This window comes from Methanoculleus thermophilus, from assembly GCF_001571405.1.
Lineage (GTDB): Archaea > Halobacteriota > Methanomicrobia > Methanomicrobiales > Methanoculleaceae > Methanoculleus > Methanoculleus thermophilus.
In genome coordinates, this window is record NZ_BCNX01000009.1 from 46,698 (window position 1) to 64,280 (window position 17,583).

Here is a 17,583-nt window from a genome sequence, read left to right on the forward strand (position 1 = left end):
CATTTAGTAAGTATGCTTGAGGGCAGCGAGGTTTCCCGCCTCCTTGATATTCTGGGAAACCGGAACAGGCGACGAATAATAGAATTATTGAGGCAGAAGCCGTGTTTTGTGACGGAGATCTCAGAACGTCTCCTGATCAGTCCAAAAGCGGTTATCGAACATCTACAGATGATGGAGCGCGAGAAAATCCTCATCTCCTGCCAGGACGAGCGCAGGCGAAAGTATTACTATCTCTCGCACGACATCAATGTCATCGTAAACCTGCAGAAACTGGATGGAATTATACTCCCCTCGGTTGAAGAGGATCCAAAGGAAAGGTTTGCCAGAGACCTTGAGATGTTCAAAAGAATGGTCAGGGTTCATGACGAACTCTTGGATAACCTCGAACAACTGGAGCGGGAGATCGAATCGAAGTTCGCTGAGATCATGCGCATGAAGGGAGGCCTTATCTCGGACGATAAGGACATCGAGATCATCCTTGCCCTCTCTCACGCAGACATGACACTCATGGAACTCAAGGAAGCGAGCGGCCTGTCCACGGATGAGCTGAAACAGAGACTGGATAACCTCATGTATACAGGGGTTGTCAAGCAGACCAACAATCGATACAAAATACGTGGTACTTATGGCGATTAATCCATACGATGAGATGTTTAAGAATATCGCACGGATAATGGAGAAGATTCTGAGCGATATGCCTCTTCAGGATCCAAGGATCATCGGGTTTACGATCATCAGCGGTCCACCCGAAGGGGTGCCCTACTACCCCTACGAGGAGGAAGAGGGGCCCGAATTTGAGGTGATCGAGGGGGACGACTGTATCTTCATCACCGCGGCAGTGGACACCCGAGCACAGGGAGCCCCATACGTCACATTCCAAAATAACTCCGTGACCCTCTGCGTCGGAGGAGACGAGGAGACGGTCATCGATCTCGACTGCGAGATTGATATCCCGCACAGCTTCTACAACGTACGGCACGGCGTGATTGACGCAGTCTGCCGGAAGAAGCCCATTCAGGGGGAACTTGTCCGCCCTTAAGGCAAGGAACCCTCTTTTTACGTCACTTTTTTGCAGCCTATCGGCCCCCTGACCGCCCACGGCTGCGGGCCGTGGTTGCTCATTTGTCATATCCCCCGCATCTCCTTATGTAATGAGCCCTGCAGCAGATAACAGGCGCAGAGAGGGCGGGAGCTGAGAGAGTCAATCCAAGGAGGGCTACTTGCCGCGGCCATACCGGGGAGAGAAGGGTTAATTAACCCTACCCCTCATGCCCGGTACAGGGAGGTATGACTGAGGTGGAAGAGGCCTTGCTACCCGGATATGTGCATCTATCCCGGAGCGGCGAACTGGAGGAGCGGGCGAAGAAGGCGTACGAAGTGCTCCGCGACTGCGTCATCTGCCCCCAGGAATGCCATGTGAACCGTACTGATGACGAACTCGGGTTCTGCCGGATCGGACTCCTGCCAAGAATCTCGAGTTACTGTCCACACTTCGGTGAAGAGCCACCACTGGTCGGGAGGTACGGATCTGGAACAATATTCATCTCTGGCTGCAACATGCGATGCGAGTTCTGCCAGAACTTTGAGATCAGCCAGTGCGGGATCGGCTACGCAGTCTCATGCGACGAACTTGCCGGGATCATGCTCCGTCTGCAGGAACGCCGATGCCACAACATCAACTTCGTCTCACCTTCGCACGTCGTCCCCCAGATCCTCCGTGCAGTCGCCCTCGCCGCCGATCGCGGTCTCAAGATCCCGCTGGTGTATAACAGCGGGGGTTACGACTCAGTGGAGTCGTTGCGGCTCCTTGACGGCGTCATCGATATCTACATGCCTGACGCGAAATACGGGCGGGACGATGTGGCATGGGAACTCTCTCATGCCGCTGACTACACTGCCCGCATGCGGGCTGCGCTCAAGGAGATGCATCGGCAGGTCGGGGACCTGGAGATCAGAGACGGCATAGCCGTGCGGGGTATGATCATCAGGCACCTGGTGCTCCCGGGGAACCTTGCAAACAGCGAGATCGTAATGCGATTCATCGCCGAGGAGATCTCCAAAGACGCTTACGTGAATATCATGGCCCAGTACCACCCGGCATGGAAGGCGGCCGAAGGTGGGAGAAGTCCGGTGCTCGCGGCACTGCAGCGCCCGATTACTGCACGAGAGTATGAGTATGCCATCAGGTGCGCGAAGGAAAACGGTCTTTCCCGTGGGTTCCCATGAGGCAGCGGAGCACAAAAGACTATTCATTCGCGCATCCAGAGGAATGTGGGGTAGGTGTGAAGCCGGTGATTCGATATGCGGCGATGAGCGATATGGGGCTACGTGAGCAGAACGAAGATGCCTATTTTACCGGCCAGGTCAACGGGTATCACGTATTTGCCGTCGCTGACGGCCTTGGGGGGCACGAGCGCGGGGAGGTCGCAAGCAGGATGGCAATCCAGGCTCTGGAGGCGATTGCAGAAAGGTGCCTTCCCGCGATGGAACCTCCCGCAGTGCTTGAGCGCATCTTCCAGCATGCAAATACGAGAATACGCACCTACAACCAGGAAAACCGCCTGAACTCCGGGACGACACTCTCGGCTGCGATCGTTGATGATTCGGGCAGGTGCTGGATCGGCACGGTGGGCGATTGTAGAACCCACATCATCACGCCCTCGTCCGTCTGGCATACGCGCGACCAGAATTACGTCCAGAGCCTTGTGGATTCCGGGGTAATCTCCCCCGCAGAAGCGATCTCTCACCCCGGAAAGAACATCCTGACCCAGGCTCTTGGCCTGGAGAGATGGGTGCGGGTGGACCTAGATGAGCAGATGATTGCCGGGGCGGTTCTCGTCATCACCTCAGACGGTCTCCACGACTATCTCCCTGAGAGCGCCATTCAGGAGATTGTGCTTGCCAGTGAGCCCGAGGAGGCATGCCGAAGGCTGATCGAGGCCGCGAAGGACGCAGCAAGCACCGATAACATCACCGCAATCGTCGCAAGAGCGTGATAAGCGACCCGGTGTCCGGGTTAAAAAAGACGGAGTAGGAGGGATTTACGCATCTTCCTTATCGAGGATCGTAAATCCGATGACACGGTCGCCGTCATCGAGTTTCATGACCCGGACGCCGCGAGTTCCTCGTTTCTGGACCGAGATCTCGGAGACCTTCGTCCGGATTACGATGCCGGACGCACTCATCACGATGATCTCGGCATCGTCGGAGACTGCCATCGATCCGACGACACCGCCGCCCCGGGCGTCAACGAGGATGTTTCGTACGCCGAGCGTGCCTCTCCCGTGGCCGCGGAACTCGTCGAACTCCGTCCGCTTCCCGAAGCCCTGCTCCGTGATGGTGAGGAGATGGTCGCCCTCAACCACGGATATGGCCTGGAGGGTATCCCCGCTGCGGAGCTTGATCCCCCGCACGCCCATGGCACCCCGGTGAACCGGGCGAACCGCCTCCTCGTGGAACCGGAGGCTCTGCCCGAACTTGGTCGTCAGGATCAGTTCCTGGTTCCCATCGGTCACCTTCACATCCACCAGCGCATCGCCATCGCGGAGGTTGATAGCATTGATCCCGGTCTGCCGGGGCCTCGAGAACTCGTCGAGCGCAATCTTTGCGACAGTTCCTCCTCTCGTCGCAAAGAAGAGGTAGTGATCTGACCGGAACTCCCTGACCGGAATGACAGCAGTCACCCGCTCGTCGCCGCCGAGGTTTAAGAGGTTGACAAGGGCCTTGCCCTTGCTCGCCCGCTGCCCCTCGGGAAGGTCGTAGACCTTCAGCCAGTACGCCTTCCCTCTATCAGTGAAACAGAGGAGAGTATCGTGCGTATTGGCGACAAAGACCCGCTCGACGCCGTCGTCTTCCTTGGTGGCCATTCCGATGACGCCGCGTCCCCCGCGCCGCTGGTTCCTGTAGGTGTCAAGGTCGATGCGCTTGATGTAATTTGAAGAGGTGAGCGAGACCAGCATTGGTTTATTCTCGATGAGGTCCTCCACCTCGAGCGTCTCGACTTTGCGCTCGATCCGGGTCCTCCGTTCGTCACCGTAGCGCGTACCAATATCGACGAGTTCACTCTTGATCACGGCAAGAATGTTTGCTTCGCTTGCAAGGATCTCGGTGAGCCGCTCGATCTCTTTGGCGAGGGCATCACGTTCGTCGAGGATCTTCTGCTGCTCAAGCGCCGCAAGCCGCCGAAGCTGCATCTTCAAGATTGCGTCGGCCTGCACCTCATCCAGCGCAAACTTCTCCACCAGGGCCTTTGCAGCCTCCTCGGTCGTCCCGGATGCCCGGATGGTCGCGATGACCGCATCGATATTCTCGAGCGCGACGAGGAGACCGCGGAGGATGTGCATTCGTTCCTCGCTCTTAGCGAGATCGAACTCGGTCCTTCGCCGGACGACCTCCACCCGGTGCTTGAGATATTCGTGGATGAGTTCCTTGAGGTTCAGCGTCCGGGGCTGGTGGTCGACGATCGCGAGGTTGATGATCCCAAAGGAAGACTCAAGCGCTGTGTTTTTGTAGAGGTAGTTCAGCACCACCTGGGGCGAGACACCCTTTTTAAGGTCGATCACGACCCGCATGCCGTCGCGATCCGACTCATCGCGGATGTCACTGATGCCCTCGATCCTCTTTTCACGAACATGGCCTGCGATGCTCTCGATCAAGCGCGCCTTGTTCACCTGGAAGGGGATCTCGGTGATGATGATCTGCGGTGTCCGGCCTTCCTCCACGATCTCTGCGACTCCACGGACCACGCACTTCCCGCGCCCGGTCAGGTAGGCCTCGCGGATACCCTCGGAGCCCATGATGATCCCGCCGGTCGGAAAGTCCGGGCCCGGCATGATCTGCATCAGCTCCTCCGTGGAGACACCCGGCTCGTCGATGACACGGCAGATCGCCTCACAGACCTCGCGGAGGTTGTGAGGCGGCATGTTCGTCGCCATACCGACCGCAATCCCGCTCGATCCGTTGACGAGGAGGTTCGGGATCCGGGCAGGGAGGACAGCGGGCTCCTCAAGCGATCCGTCGAAGTTCGGAACGAAATCGACGGTCTCCTTCTCAATATCGGCGAGCAGTTCCTCCGCGACCTTGGTGAGCCTCGCCTCCGTGTATCGCATGGCGGCAGCAGAGTCCCCGTCGACGGAGCCGAAGTTCCCCTGGCCGTCCACCAGCGTGTAGCGGTAGGAGAACGGTTGGGCCATCTTCACGAGCGTATCGTAGATGGCTGCATCGCCGTGAGGATGGTATTTACCCATTACGTCTCCGACAATACGGGCGCTCTTCTTGTAGGGCTTGTCGCTGGTGTTGCCGAGCTCCCGCATGGCGTAGAGGGTGCGGCGATGGACCGGTTTCAAGCCGTCCCTCACGTCGGGGATGGCCCGGCCGATGATCACGCTCATCGCGTAGTCGATGTAGCATGACTTCATCTCGTCTTCGATGTTTATCGGAACAACCTGCTTAGATGTCAAGGTTGTTCACCTCCTTTGCGTGCCGGCGGATGAAGTCTCTCCGGGCGTCTACGTTTTCTCCCATGAGTTTCTCGAATATCTCGTTTGCGTAAGCGGCATCTTCGATCCTCACCTGTTTGAGGATCCGATTCTCCGGATCCATCGTGGTGCTCCAGAGCTGCTCTGCATTCATCTCACCAAGACCCTTGTAACGCTGGATGGTGAGACCTTTCTCGCCGGACTCAGAGATGATCTTGTGCAACTCCTCTTCGCGGTAGGCATACTGCACCTGTTTTCCTCTGACGATCCGATAGAGCGGCGGCTGGGCAATGTAGACGTAGCCTTTCTCTATGATCTCCACCATGTAGCGGTAGAAGAACGTGAGAAGGAGCGTCCGGATATGTGCCCCATCGACATCCGCATCGGTCATCAGGATGATGTGGTGGTAGCGGGCTCGCTCCACGTCGAAATTGTCCCCAACCCCGGTGCCGATAGCGGAGATCAGAGCCTGGATCTCAGCGTTCTTGAGGATCTTGTGTGCCGACGCCTTCTCGACGTTTAAGATCTTTCCCCGGAGGGGGAGGATCGCCTGGAACTTTCGGTCCCGGCCCTGTTTCGCAGAACCGCCTGCAGAGTCTCCTTCCACGATATAGAGTTCGCTCTTCGCCGGGTCACGTTCCTGGCAGTCGGCGAGCTTCCCAGGAAGACCGGTTGACTCAAGCGTGCTCTTGCGTCTGGCGAGATCGCGCGCGGCCCGGGCAGCTTCACGGGCCCGGGCTGCCGCCATTGCCTTCTCCACGATCGCCTGGAGGGTCTTTGGATGCTCCTCAAAGTACTCGGTGAGGGAGGAGTAGACGAGCGAGTCCACGATGCCCCGAACGTTGCTGTTTCCAAGGCGCATCTTGGTCTGCCCCTCGAACTGGGGGTTCGCGATCCGGGTGCTGATGACGGCCGCGAGCCCTTCCCTGACATCTTCGCCCCGTACCTGGGCATCGTTGCTTTTTAAGAGGTTGTTACGGTGGGCGGCGCCGTTGATCGCCCTGGTGAGAGCGCTCCGGAAGCCTTCGAGGTGAGTGCCTCCCTCGCGGGTATTGACGCTGTTGACGTAGGTGTAGATCGTCTCCGTGTATGAGTTGTTATATTGCAGGGCGACCTCGACCTCAACCATGTTCTCGGAGTCGCGCTTCTGGAAGTAGATGATATCATCGTGGAGGCTCTCCTTCCCCTCGCCGATGTGAGCGACGAATTGCCGGATACCGTCTTCGAAACAGTATGTGACCGCATCGCCGGTCCGCTCGTCCCGGAGGACGATCGTAAGGCCGCTATTTAAGTAGGCAAGCTCGCGGAGCCGGTGGTCCAGAACATCATAATCGAACTCGATGGTCTCGAAGATCGAGCGGTCGGGCTGGAACGTGATCCGGGTGCCCCGAAGACGCTCGTAGTCGATATGACGTCCCGGCCGGTCGCCGTATCGCTCCGCGTAGCGCACCTCCATCTCGGCTTGGGTCTCCTGGCGGCTCTCAAGCGGCTTTGTAACCAGACCCTGCCGGAACTGCATCGTGTAGATCTTGCCGTCCCTATAGACCGTTGCATCGAGCCAGCTTGAGAGAGCATTGACGACCGAGACACCGACACCATGCAGACCGCCGGAGACCTGGTACGTGTTCTTATCGAACTTCCCACCGGCATGGAGTACGGTAAGGACGATCTCAAGAGCGCTCTTGCCATACTGCGGCATGAGATCGACCGGGATACCCCGGCCATTATCATCGATCGTGATCGAACCGTCCCGGTTGATGATCACCAGGATCCGATCGCAGAACCCGGCAAGAGCCTCATCCACAGCATTGTCCACGACCTCGTAGACCAGGTGATGCAACCCCCGGGTATCCGTACTGCCGATGTACATGGCGGGACGTTCCCGCACCGGTCTCAAGCCTTCCAGTACCGTAATATGAGAAGCATCGTAAGTATCAGTCATCTATGACCTCCGCTAGAAGAGCGGTGTCCTGAATCGCAACAAAACTCACACTATATATTGGTCTTATAACCACTTATACTGTATGGCTCCAAAAAATTCATCGTTTCAGGATTATCCTCGCGGTCCACAGCACAATGGAGCTTTCGCCCGCATCTGCCAGGGAATATGAACAGCCCGACCGTGCAGGAGAGGAGCATCCCAATCAATCGTATTTCCCTGTGTCGGGGTTCGGTATGCCAAGCTCTGTATCGATGGCTACTGCTATCCGGTTGAGAAGCCTTCTTACGTCTGCAGCATCCTCTTTGTCCATGATACCCGGCTGGTGCCAGATTACCATCTTGCGAAGACGCTCAGCGAGCTCTTCGATCTCGGTCCCCCGGAACTGTTCCGGCACGATGAAGTCGTTGAGGTGATCGGCGGCGCCAATGAAGGCCCTCTCCGGCGGCAGACCGAAGTGCCGCGAAAGAAGCATGAGATTGACGATAAAGCCTCTGCCGAATTCGCTTTTTGCGGCCATACTCTCCTATGTACACCCGATTGATATGAATGATCCGTTTTGTGCGGCAGAGAAGAATCCCTGTTCCATCTAGGAAGTGTGGGGGCGGGGCTTGCAGGCACCACCGACCTACGGCTGCATATAGATGAGCACCGTAGAGAGCACGATGAAGGCCAGTACTCCGACAAAGAAGACGATCTCTCCGGCACCGAGAGGCTTTCGCCGGATATACAGGCTCGCGTTCGCTCCGTAGCCCCGGCAGAGCATGCTCGTGTAGGTGCGCTCGCCCTGCTCGTAGGACCGGATGAAGATCGTCCCGACCGTGTAGCCGATCTGGTGCAGCCGGTAGCGGTAGGGGAGCGTCCGGTCGAGGGGATCGAAACACCGGGTCTCCATCGCGGTCCGTATCCTGCCGAACATCTCGGCAAAGACGAATATGTAGCGGACCATCATACCGAGCGTGAGGGTGAACTCCCGCGGCAGACCAAGCCTCCCCGCGGCCTCGATCATATCCTGCATCTTTGTCGTTGACGAGAGCAGGATGATGAACGATACGCTGACGATGAACTTCACGAGGAGAATCGACGCAAACTCTACAGATTCTGCGTAGACCTCGATCCCGAAGGGAAGGGTTGCAATCGTATGAAAGGCGTCATAGTACGGATTTTTGATGAAGACCTGAAAGATAACGAGAAAGATCCCGAACGGCAGGATGATCGCAAGCCTCTGGAGGTAGACAACCGGAGAGAGGCGGGATACAACCCAGAGTCCGGCAAAGAGAGCAAAGAAGACGGTACCGAGCTCGTAAATCCTCGTCGAGTAAGGTACGGCGACGATGGCCACAATGGCAGCGAGCGTTATAAGAAGTTTAATTCTCGCATCCAGCTGGTGGATGGGGCTTATCCTGCCAGCATGTTTCTCGATTGCATAGAGGTCGTCGATCATACTCTTCTTGCATAGGCTTCGAGAAACGACTTCTTCGCATCCTCGTAGGTATAGGCCATCTCGATGGGAATGCCGTTCTCCTGGAGCGACCGGATCAATTTCGGTATAGGCGGTATATTGAGCCTTGTACGGGCAAGCAACTCAGACCGGGCGAAGATCTCCTCAACCGTCCCTGAGCCGACCACGCTCCCCTTATCCATCACGTAAACGAAGTCCGCCATCTCTGCAACGAGGTCGAGATGGTGTGTCGAGAAGACCACCGTCATGCCGTACTCATTGGGCAGTCGATTGATGAACTCGACAAGATCGGAGACACCCTGTGGATCGAGCCCCGCGGTCGGTTCATCAAGCACCAGCACCTGCGGCTCCATCGCGAGAATGCCCGCGATGGCCACCCGTTTCTTCTCGCCACCCGAGAGGTGGTGCGGCACGCGATCCCGCAGTTCCTCGATCCCGAGGAGATGCAGCGCCTCCTCGACGCGGTGAGCAACCGTTGTCTCGTCGAGGCCGAGGTTGGTCGGACCGAACGCGACATCCTGCTCCACGGTCGGAGAGAAGATCTGGTCGTCGGGGTTCTGGAAGACGATCCCGACGAACTTGCGCACCTCGCGGAGGTTCTCCTTCGTGATCGGCTCGCCCCGGACCAGCACCTCGCCGGACGTGGGTTTGAGGATGCCGTTGAAATGCTTAAAAAGGGTGCTCTTTCCGGCCCCGTTCGGCCCGATGACGGCGATGCGTGACTTTCGCTCTGCAATGAAGTTCACACTCTCGAGGGCACGAACACCGCCGTGGTAAATATGGGTGAGATCGCGGGTCTCGATCAGGTGCATGATAGCAAAAAATAGGAACTTTTTATGTATTTAGTTATCGGGCCGTGCGGAGATCTTCGCAACACCGAGCACCAGGACGAGCATGAGGAGGGTGCCGATCACGATCGCGATCACTTCTCCGGCCTTATCCATCCCGGGAATGCTGTAATCGGGCATGAGCGCCTCATACGTGAAGTCGTTCCCGGTCACGGCGACTACCTGCTCCTCTGCGGCGCCGGCGGCATCTTCATCGAGTTCGCTCCCCATGAAGGGTTTTGCCCCGTAGATGCTGAAGAACGCACTCTCTAGCCCGTCGGGGTCCCCTGACGCGAGGAACGGCGCGGCAACGGCGATCACGAGGGCGATCGCGATACCGATGATGACAAACTGCTTTCTCTCCATTACGCACTCACCACCGTGGGATGTTCAAGGATGTCGGGCCGTGCCGACGCGATCAGGTAGAGAGCAACCGCGGTGATGCCTCCTTCGATGAGACCGATGACGGCGTGGTAGGTCCCCATCATGGTGAGGCCGAGTCCAAGCGGGAACGTCCCGGCGATTGCAAGTTCGACCGCACAGAGGATCGCGGAGATGAAGAGCGATGCCCAGCCGGCGATGAATGCAGCGGCATACGAGTTGCCTATTACGCCCTTAACGGCGGTATACCCGTAGTAGCCGACAAATCCGCCGACGACGCCCATGTTGACGATGTTGGCGCCCATGACGGTGATGCCGCCGTCACCGAAGATGACGCCCTGCACGAGGAGCACCAGCGTCAGGACAAAGACGCCTGCATACGGTGACCCGAGGACGATTGCCGCGAGCGCTGCGCCGACCATGTGGCCGCTCGTTCCCCAGGGAATGGGGATGTTCAACGCCTGAATGGCGAAGATGCCTGCCGCAAGCACGGCAACCAGCGGCACCTTCTCCTCTCCCATCGAACGTCGCGCCCACCGGAGGGCGAGAGCAATGAAGATAAGGGCAATGACCCAGTAGACCAGGGCCTGTCCCATCGGTATAAGCGCGTCAGGAATATGCATGTCGCACCCTGACGAACTGTAATACGTTTTGATATAAAGTTATTACTAAACGTGACGGGGATATCAGCCGGTAAGAATCTGACGTACTCCTGATGCGAAAAGTATGCCCATTGCCCTGGCTAATGCGGGTTTCAGGGCGAGTTTGCGGAGCAATGCACCCGGCCGATCCATATCGCCGTGCTCCACAATCGTCGCGATGAGGTCTTCGTCATTAAGGGCCCGGCAGAGGCGGTCGATCTCTTCCGGCGTCATCCTCTGCCTCATCCTAAGCGCCTTCATCCCGATATCAAGCTCTCTTCCGAAATCCTTCTTCCAGCGTCGTTCATAATCCCGGAGGCTTTCGTCGTCGAACGTCATGCGGGCCACGCAGGCCGCTGCGACTGCGGCAGCGTGCTTTGCCGACCGGACGCCGGTATAGACCCCGCCTCCCGACGTGGGTTTCGCAAACCCCGCCGCATCGCCGACGAAGAGCGCACGGTGGCCATAGGTCTGTGGCATGACCCCGAGCGGGATGACTCCGCTTACGAGGTGGAGGATATTATCCCCGTATCGGGCGATGAACCGATCGAAGTGGTCCTTTGCCTGCTCCCGTGCGCAGAGCCCGACGCGTGCCCGGGTCTCCGACACCGGGATCACCCACCCGAAGAAGTCAGGGGAGGCGTTGGGGTGCAGTTCCACATAGCGCGGGTCCATCTCATGCGGCACCTCCGCCTGCACCCCGGCGAGGTAGGTCTCCGCTCGCTGCAGACCGAGCATTCGGGCGATGGAACTGCGCGGGCCGTCGGCGGCGATCAGGAGGCGGAAGGGAATCTCCTCGCGCCCGCAAACCCCGCGGGCGAGAAGCGTGGTGCCCCGGATGCCGCAGGCGCTGGTCTTCAAGCAAAACTCCGCTCCCGCGTTCGCTGCATTCTCCGCCATCTCCCGATCGAGGAGACACCGATCCACGACGTACGCCTTCGTGACCCCCGCGTCGAAGAGGAGTTCCCCGCCAAGACCGGAGAACATCCGGGCGCCGGTCACCTCGTTCAAGACCGACCTCTTCGAGACGTCGCACTCCGCAAACGCGGACGCGGAGAGGAGGCCCGCGCACTGAACGGGGTACCCGATCGTTCCATGCTCCTCGATGCAGAGCGTTGAAAGCCCCTCCTCAGCACAGGCCCGCGCGGCAGCACTCCCGGCGGGGCCTGCGCCAACCACAACTACATCCCAGATCAGATTACCATGCCTCGCAGACGTGGGTTTCCGGCGACCGGGTGCGTGTGTTCAGGCCGGCACCTGGTTCCTGACAATAATAGACCTATGGAGGCATAAAATGGGGTGGATGAGAGGTACTTATAGTCGTACGGCCGGTCTTCGGATTGGACAGATAAGGCATCCATTGGACTTCCAACAACAGCCATCTCATGAGGTTTTGTTCTTCAGAGTGTTGACTCACACTTGAGTTTGCTTGTTTTGTCTGTTCCTAATTGTGCAACCTGTCGGGTCTAGTTCAAAAATTTGAGGGATAGGTAGTTCCAGAGCATATTTGCTTTAAATCAGAACGGTGAATGCGCCCACAAAACCCCTTGCACTGGACCGTGGGGGAATCGCCATGGGGGGTGGGGCTGACGGGGAGTGCGACGGTCCGAAGGACCGGAGCTCGAGCACCGGTAGGTGCGAGGGGGGCACGCCCCCCTCCCCTGTCCCCACCCCCCAGATACGATGCCCCATGGAAAGCCGTGCACACACTCTTAAGAACAAAACCTCATGGATGGGCTCCGGTTTTTAGACCAGATCCAATATGCAACACACCCCGGGACAGAGCAGGAACACCCGAGTGTGAGTCACGCCGAATACCTAATTTTTCGTCCTATCGTGCCCCCCAGCATTCAGATCAACGATACCAGTAGCACCTGCCGCCCCCTGCCCCCATTAGCTGCATATTTGACGGATCATGCCCCAGGTAGTACCGAAATGCCGGAAGAACGGGAGTTTAAGTGGAAGCAGTGTCTGGTCGTGCGCGCCGACATCAAGATGAGTTGCGGCAAGAAGTGTGCGCAGATCGCCCACGCCGCCGTCAGCGCCTACGAGAAGGCCGATAAGATCGCAAAGAAGGCCTGGCTCGACGAAGGGCAGAAGAAAGTGGTGCTGAAGGTGCAAAATGAGCGGCAGCTCTTTGAACTCAAGACGATCGCAGAGCAGGCGGGCATCCCCGCCTCGATCATCCAGGACGCCGGGTTGACCGAGATCCCGCCGGGGACCGTGACGGCGCTCGGTCTTGGACCCGCTCGTTCCGAAGACCTCGACCGGATCACCGGCGACCTCTCCCTGCTATGATGCCCTCACCCTATCCCCTTGAGAAAGACCTCGGGATGCGCTATTACGCATCCGACTCCCCCGGTATCGGGGGGCGGCTCCGTTCAAGCCCCGAAGACTTCGTCGTCGAAGAACTTCCGCTTCCCATCAGCGACCCGAACGGACCATACCTCATCTGCCGGCTCACCAAGAAGAACTGGGAACTCCAGCAGGCGGTCAAAGAGATTGCTAAGCACCTCGGGATCAGCCACCGGCGGATCGCCTGGGCGGGGACCAAGGACAAGAACGCGGTGACCACCCAGTTCATATCGATCTACGATGTCACGCCCGAAGCGGTCGGGCTGGTGCGCATCAAAGATATCTTGCTTGAGGTCGTGGGCCGGTCGCAGCATCCGCTCAGCCTCGGAGATCTTGCGGGCAACCGGTTCGATATCGTTATCCGGGACTGTAACCCGGAGGAACTTGCTAAACGTGTCCAGGCGGCCACAGAGGCGGTATCCGCCGGGGTGCCAAACTACTACGGGCTCCAGCGATTCGGCGTCGTCCGGCCGGTCACTCATATCGTCGGTGAGGAGATCCTCAAGGGCAATTACGAGGGCGCCGTGGTCACGTACATCGGCCGGACGTATCCCCTCGAGACGGAGACGGCGCAACGGGCCAGGCGCAATTTTGCAGAGACCCGCGATGCACGGGCGGCGCTCGCCGACCTTCCCATCCAGATGACGTACGAGCGGGCGATGGCAAACCACCTCGTCGCGAACCCCGGCGACTACGCCGGCGCGCTCCGGGTTCTTCCGCCAAAACTCCTCTCGCTCCTCGTAAGCGCGTTCCAGTCGTATCTCTTCAACTGCGCGCTCTCCTCCCGCATCGATGCAGGCTTCTCGCTCACCGAGCCGGAGGTCGGCGACCGTCTCCTCTTTGCAAACGGCCGCGAGGATATCGTCTCGTCGCGGAACCGGCAGGCGGCTCTCATGCAGATCCGCCGCGGCCGGTGCCGGATTGCCCTATTCATTCCGGGTTCCGAACCGATGGCATCGCACGGTCCGATGGATGAGATCATGCAGGATCTGATGGAGAAGTCGGGGATCACTGCAGAAGACTTCGAGCGTGCCTCCCGGTTCGTGGAGACCAAGTTCGCCGGAACTCTCCGGGCGATCAGTCTCTCTGCGGATGTTCAGGCTGATATATCCGGTGAGAGTGTCCGGCTCCGGTTTACCCTCCCCCCCGGCCACTACGCGACGACGGTCTGCCGGGAGTTTATGAAGGCGGATCCCTACGTGATGATCTGAGACGCAAAGGCAGGTTCCGGATCAGATCATTCACTCCCCCGGCGATATGAAGGGGCACTCAAGAGGGCAAGTGAAAAATGGTTATTCTTCGGGACCGTCTCTGTAGAGTACGTCCCACTCGGTGACCAGGTTGCTCCCGCACATGAAGTGGCGCTTCAGGGCGAGCCGGATCATCTCTTTTTCAGTCTCGATGTGCATGCCGCCGACGAGCGACGGGGTATCGGCACCGCCGACGATGAACGGCAGGTGGATCAGGCGAATCTCGTCGACAAGGTGATGGTTCAGCATGGACCAGTTCAGCGTTGGTCCACCTTCGATCATCATCCGGCGGACACCGTAATCCCTCTTAAGGATCCGCATCAGTTCGGGCAGGTCGATCTCGTTTTCTCCGGCAACGACGAGATCGACTCCGGTCTCCCGGAGACGGGCAACATTTTCCGCCGGCGCGGCCTTGCTGACCGCGATGACCGTCCGCGCGTCCGGTCCGAGCACGTTTGCATTCGGTGGGAGATCGGCCCGGCTGCACGGAATAACGCGGAGCGGATTCTTCCCCTCCACCAGCCGAACTGTCAGGAAGGAGTTATCGATCCGGATAGTGTTTGCTCCGACCATGATGGCATCGCATGCTGCCCGGGTCTGGTGAAGAAGAATCTCGGTCTCGGGTGCCATGTATTTCATAAGGATCTTGCTGGAGGCCCCGCGCTTCAGGGTGAGCTTCCCGTCGACGGTGATCTCCGACATCATAAGAACGTGCGGCCTGTCGTATTCAGCCATTGGATCTCCTTCCCACAGATCTATCTAACGGGAGCATTTATGAATCTGGTGATTTTGGAGCGTATGCGCCATTCAGAGGGGATGTTGCCCCTCTGCCGGAGGCAGCAAAGGTTAAACTCTTACAGACTGATAAAAATATGCGATGAATATAACCTCTCTACGGCCGAAATTCATCAAATATACTGAGCCTATCGCGTCATTTTTTGCACGCCTGGGCGTTACCCCGAATCAGGTCTCGGCCCTCGCCCTGCTCTTTGGCTTTTTATGCGCACTTGCCTTCTCCCAACGCTATTTCCTTGCAGGCGGCCTGCTCCTGTTTGTCTCGGCGGTCCTTGACCTGGTGGACGGCAGCGTCGCCCGAAAGAACCATACCGAGAGCAAATTTGGGGCCGTCTTCGATTGGGTTGCAGACAAATACGTCGATGCAGCGGTCATCCTCGGTGTGGGACTCTCGGGCATCCCTATCGTCAGCCACCTCATGAATCTCCCGGAGATGGCCGATTTCGGCATCGTGGGGCTGGCGCTCATCGGGTCGTTGATCAATACATTCATCAAGCCGGTGACCTACGCAGAGATCGGCTATACCGAGAGGATTGCCGGCAAGATTGAGGACCCTCTCGAAGGCGTCGGCTTCTTCGGCAGGCCCGAGACGATCCTCGTTCTGGTGCTCGGAGGCGTCACCGGCTACATCTGGGTCTCGATACTCCTCATCGCAGTCTGCACAAACATCTCTGCGATTCAGCGGCTCTTCTACCTCTACCGGCAGTATTCCTGACGGTTGAAGAGACCTGCCCCCCTCTGGACTCAATTCATCCGAATTTTGCCGCGTACGCGGCAGATAAACCCCAAAACATGGGGGCTCATCCGGGCCTCCCGCCAACGAGACCCAGATGAACCCACACGAGGTTAGACTTCGGATTCTTTGATCTTCGGCCGGACAATCTGCACTACTTCATTGCGGTAGAGATGGTAGAGACCGTTGGCGAGGTCGCCGAGTTCGGGGAGGAGCCAGAAGAGCCCATACGCAAGGATCACAAGGAATACCAGCGCGCCCAGTTCAGCCATGACGTTGTGCGCCCAGAAGAAACTCTCGTAGCCGAACTCGCCGTTGCCGGCGATCTCAGGCAAGTAGGGGAACCACTGTTCGGCATACGCTGTAACCACGAAGACGTTGCGGAAGATGTTTAAGATGTAGATCGTCGGGAAGACCATGAGAAATCCAGCGATCTTCTGTCTTGTCGTCGACCGCACACCCCATGCGACCCCGAGCATGATCGCAATGCTCTGAATCCCGGTGCAGGCGAGGATGATCTCGGTCCGGAACCCGTTGCGCTCCATCAGGTTCCAGGCCTCAAAGTTTACAGGATATCCAACCGCTGAGAGCGCGACGGATGTCTGTTCCGCGACGACCGCGATCAGCCAGTTCCCGAGTGACGGTATGTAGCCGAAGGGAGCGTAAATAAGGAACGCAACAGCCGCTATCGTCGAGAGCTGCATTACCCGGGGGTCTGCACGAAGCAGGTATTTTGCGGTGATATAGAGGAAAGGAAGGGAGAGGATGGTTATTGTCGGGTACAGGAAGTTATTGATCGAGAAGTAGTAAGGGAGCTCAAGGAGGAGATATCCGACGATGCTTGCCCACCCGCCGATGGCGAGATACTTTCGGAACCTTCCCGGGATAAGGAAGGCGAGAAAGCAGATGCAGGAGATCAGCACCAGGTAATCCTTCATCCCTTACCTTTCGGTGTATCTGGCATTAAAGCATTTGTGCGCCCCATTCGAACGAGGCACCTGCTGTGTGGCCACGCTATTGCAGTGCGACTGGAAGGTAACAACCCCGCACTCACAGATGAGGTTGCCCCACCCCACAAATTAATTTCGATTGGGACCCCATCTCTTATAATGATGTTCTGTCCACAGTGCAAAGGCCTGATGATATCGTCCGGAGGCCAGTTAAAGTGCAAAAAGTGTGGTTATATCCGGGAGATAGAGGCCGGTGACCGGTTGAAAATGACAGATAAACGCATCGAAAAAGAGATCACCATCGTCGATGAAGAGGATAAAGTAGCAACGCTCCCGACTACGAACATCAAATGTCCGGAGTGCGAGTGTACGACAGCATACTGGTGGCTGCGGCAACTGCGGGCGGCGGATGAGAGCGAGGTCAGATTCTTCCGTTGCACCGCCTGCGGAAAGACGTGGCGCGAATACGATTAAGTTTGACTCGCTCTGCCATCCCGGGCACCATCCTCTTTTCCCGATTTAACACTGTTTTTTTGCAGCAGTAAACCCTACCCGTACGAGCCCGAACTCGCTCTCGATCTCATCACACCGCACCACCTCTTCTGATCCTGCAGATGTGAGGACCGTCCAAAACTATGGGCCGCGGCGTTCCCTTTGTCAGTATACCCGGCCCCGCGACCGGGACACTCCACCTGCGTGCCCCTCGGGAAACCCTCATCACCTTCTGCAACGCTCACCAGGAGCGAATCGAGAATATCACCCCGAATCTAGCG

18 protein-coding genes are annotated in these 17,583 nt (G+C 58.0%); 8 read left to right on the forward strand and 10 right to left on the reverse strand.

What is annotated here, in order from left to right; all coding sequences use genetic code 11:
• The first annotated feature begins 12 nt into the window (after positions 1-12).
• From MCUTH_RS09045 to MCUTH_RS09060, 4 genes are all read left to right on the forward strand, one after another.
• Positions 13-636 (forward strand): ArsR/SmtB family transcription factor, encoded by a 624-nt coding sequence (locus tag MCUTH_RS09045; RefSeq protein WP_066958256.1) that lies wholly within the window; start codon positions 13-15, stop codon positions 634-636.
• A 37-nt stretch (positions 637-673) separates the two neighbouring features.
• Complete coding sequence (locus MCUTH_RS09050; protein WP_224732831.1) at positions 674-1,039, forward strand: hypothetical protein; 366 nt, start codon at positions 674-676, stop codon at positions 1,037-1,039.
• 248 nt (positions 1,040-1,287) lie between these two features.
• Positions 1,288-2,226 carry a radical SAM protein gene (locus MCUTH_RS09055; RefSeq protein WP_066958260.1) on the forward strand — a complete coding sequence of 313 codons (939 nt, stop codon included), beginning with the start codon at positions 1,288-1,290 and terminating at the stop codon, positions 2,224-2,226.
• A 56-nt stretch (positions 2,227-2,282) separates the two neighbouring features.
• Positions 2,283-2,996, forward strand: coding sequence for a PP2C family protein-serine/threonine phosphatase (locus tag MCUTH_RS09060; RefSeq protein WP_224732832.1), 714 nt, complete (start codon positions 2,283-2,285; stop codon positions 2,994-2,996).
• A gap of 45 nt (positions 2,997-3,041) precedes the next feature.
• Here MCUTH_RS09060 and gyrA read toward each other — a convergent pair whose 3' ends face one another.
• The 8 genes from gyrA to MCUTH_RS09100 form a co-directional block, all read right to left on the reverse strand.
• A complete protein-coding gene (gyrA, locus tag MCUTH_RS09065) occupies positions 3,042-5,459 on the reverse strand; it encodes a DNA gyrase subunit A (protein WP_066958262.1) in 2,418 nt (805 codons plus the stop codon).
• Positions 5,449-7,419: a DNA topoisomerase (ATP-hydrolyzing) subunit B gene (gene gyrB, locus MCUTH_RS09070; RefSeq protein WP_066958263.1), complete on the reverse strand. Its 1,971-nt coding sequence runs from the start codon at positions 7,417-7,419 to the stop codon at positions 5,449-5,451. Before gyrB ends, gyrA begins: the two co-directional genes overlap by 11 nt.
• A 202-nt stretch (positions 7,420-7,621) precedes the next feature.
• Positions 7,622-7,936, reverse strand: a complete 315-nt coding sequence (locus tag MCUTH_RS09075; RefSeq protein ID WP_066958264.1) for a hypothetical protein — start codon at positions 7,934-7,936, stop codon at positions 7,622-7,624.
• 108 nt (positions 7,937-8,044) lie between these two features.
• Positions 8,045-8,860: a cobalt ECF transporter T component CbiQ gene (gene cbiQ, locus MCUTH_RS09080; RefSeq protein WP_066958266.1), complete on the reverse strand. Its 816-nt coding sequence runs from the start codon at positions 8,858-8,860 to the stop codon at positions 8,045-8,047.
• A complete protein-coding gene (locus MCUTH_RS09085) occupies positions 8,857-9,690 on the reverse strand; it encodes an ATP-binding cassette domain-containing protein (RefSeq protein WP_066958267.1) in 834 nt (277 codons plus the stop codon). Before MCUTH_RS09085 ends, cbiQ begins: the two co-directional genes overlap by 4 nt.
• A gap of 30 nt (positions 9,691-9,720) precedes the next feature.
• A complete protein-coding gene (locus tag MCUTH_RS09090; RefSeq protein WP_066958269.1) occupies positions 9,721-10,071 on the reverse strand; it encodes a PDGLE domain-containing protein in 351 nt (116 codons plus the stop codon).
• On the reverse strand, positions 10,071-10,709 hold the full coding sequence (gene cbiM / locus MCUTH_RS09095) for a cobalt transporter CbiM (RefSeq protein ID WP_066958271.1): 639 nt from the start codon (positions 10,707-10,709) through the stop codon (positions 10,071-10,073). Before cbiM ends, MCUTH_RS09090 begins: the two co-directional genes overlap by 1 nt.
• A gap of 63 nt (positions 10,710-10,772) precedes the next feature.
• Positions 10,773-11,906, reverse strand: a complete 1,134-nt coding sequence (locus MCUTH_RS09100) for a geranylgeranyl reductase family protein (RefSeq protein ID WP_236707448.1) — start codon at positions 11,904-11,906, stop codon at positions 10,773-10,775.
• 756 nt (positions 11,907-12,662) lie between these two features.
• On the opposite strand from MCUTH_RS09100, the gene pth2 reads away from it, so the two are divergent.
• On the forward strand, positions 12,663-13,025 hold the full coding sequence (pth2, locus tag MCUTH_RS09105; RefSeq protein WP_066958274.1) for a peptidyl-tRNA hydrolase Pth2: 363 nt from the start codon (positions 12,663-12,665) through the stop codon (positions 13,023-13,025).
• Entirely contained in the window at positions 13,022-14,293 is a 1,272-nt protein-coding gene (gene truD, locus MCUTH_RS09110; RefSeq protein WP_066958276.1) for a tRNA pseudouridine(13) synthase TruD, read from the forward strand. The genes pth2 and truD overlap by 4 nt, the downstream gene beginning before the upstream one ends.
• 81 nt (positions 14,294-14,374) lie before the next feature.
• Here the strand turns inward: truD and MCUTH_RS09115 are convergent, their stop codons facing one another.
• Positions 14,375-15,067: a RibD family protein gene (locus MCUTH_RS09115; RefSeq protein ID WP_066958278.1), complete on the reverse strand. Its 693-nt coding sequence runs from the start codon at positions 15,065-15,067 to the stop codon at positions 14,375-14,377.
• Positions 15,068-15,209: 142 nt separating this feature from the next.
• Between MCUTH_RS09115 and MCUTH_RS09120 the strand changes: the two genes are divergently transcribed.
• Positions 15,210-15,842, forward strand: a complete 633-nt coding sequence (locus MCUTH_RS09120) for a CDP-alcohol phosphatidyltransferase family protein (RefSeq protein ID WP_066958280.1) — start codon at positions 15,210-15,212, stop codon at positions 15,840-15,842.
• A 131-nt stretch (positions 15,843-15,973) separates the two neighbouring features.
• Here the strand turns inward: MCUTH_RS09120 and artA are convergent, their stop codons facing one another.
• Entirely contained in the window at positions 15,974-16,798 is an 825-nt protein-coding gene (artA, locus tag MCUTH_RS09125; RefSeq protein WP_066958282.1) for an archaeosortase A, read from the reverse strand.
• Positions 16,799-16,969: 171 nt separating this feature from the next.
• Between artA and MCUTH_RS09130 the strand changes: the two genes are divergently transcribed.
• The gene (locus tag MCUTH_RS09130; protein WP_066958284.1) at positions 16,970-17,284 is read left to right on the forward strand and encodes a transcription factor S; all 315 of its coding nucleotides are present in this window, start codon (positions 16,970-16,972) and stop codon (positions 17,282-17,284) included.
• Positions 17,285-17,583: the final 299 nt, after the last annotated feature.

What these genes read in the sequence shown, in the direction of transcription:
- truD (WP_066958276.1), top strand. Translation starts at nt 13,022, where the DNA reads ATGATGCCCTCACCCTATCCCCTTGAGAAAGACCTCGGGATGCGCTAT.
- artA (WP_066958282.1), bottom strand. Translation starts at nt 16,798, where the DNA reads ATGAAGGATTACCTGGTGCTGATCTCCTGCATCTGCTTTCTCGCCTTC.
- MCUTH_RS09055 (WP_066958260.1), top strand. Translation starts at nt 1,288, where the DNA reads ATGACTGAGGTGGAAGAGGCCTTGCTACCCGGATATGTGCATCTATCC.
- MCUTH_RS09090 (WP_066958269.1), bottom strand. Translation starts at nt 10,071, where the DNA reads ATGGAGAGAAAGCAGTTTGTCATCATCGGTATCGCGATCGCCCTCGTG.
- MCUTH_RS09075 (WP_066958264.1), bottom strand. Translation starts at nt 7,936, where the DNA reads ATGGCCGCAAAAAGCGAATTCGGCAGAGGCTTTATCGTCAATCTCATG.
- MCUTH_RS09045 (WP_066958256.1), top strand. Translation starts at nt 13, where the DNA reads ATGCTTGAGGGCAGCGAGGTTTCCCGCCTCCTTGATATTCTGGGAAAC.
- MCUTH_RS09130 (WP_066958284.1), top strand. Translation starts at nt 16,970, where the DNA reads ATGATGTTCTGTCCACAGTGCAAAGGCCTGATGATATCGTCCGGAGGC.
- MCUTH_RS09115 (WP_066958278.1), bottom strand. Translation starts at nt 15,067, where the DNA reads ATGGCTGAATACGACAGGCCGCACGTTCTTATGATGTCGGAGATCACC.
- pth2 (WP_066958274.1), top strand. Translation starts at nt 12,663, where the DNA reads ATGCCGGAAGAACGGGAGTTTAAGTGGAAGCAGTGTCTGGTCGTGCGC.
- gyrB (WP_066958263.1), bottom strand. Translation starts at nt 7,419, where the DNA reads ATGACTGATACTTACGATGCTTCTCATATTACGGTACTGGAAGGCTTG.
- MCUTH_RS09085 (WP_066958267.1), bottom strand. Translation starts at nt 9,690, where the DNA reads ATGCACCTGATCGAGACCCGCGATCTCACCCATATTTACCACGGCGGT.
- MCUTH_RS09050 (WP_224732831.1), top strand. Translation starts at nt 674, where the DNA reads ATGGAGAAGATTCTGAGCGATATGCCTCTTCAGGATCCAAGGATCATC.
- cbiQ (WP_066958266.1), bottom strand. Translation starts at nt 8,860, where the DNA reads ATGATCGACGACCTCTATGCAATCGAGAAACATGCTGGCAGGATAAGC.
- cbiM (WP_066958271.1), bottom strand. Translation starts at nt 10,709, where the DNA reads ATGCATATTCCTGACGCGCTTATACCGATGGGACAGGCCCTGGTCTAC.
- MCUTH_RS09120 (WP_066958280.1), top strand. Translation starts at nt 15,210, where the DNA reads ATGAATATAACCTCTCTACGGCCGAAATTCATCAAATATACTGAGCCT.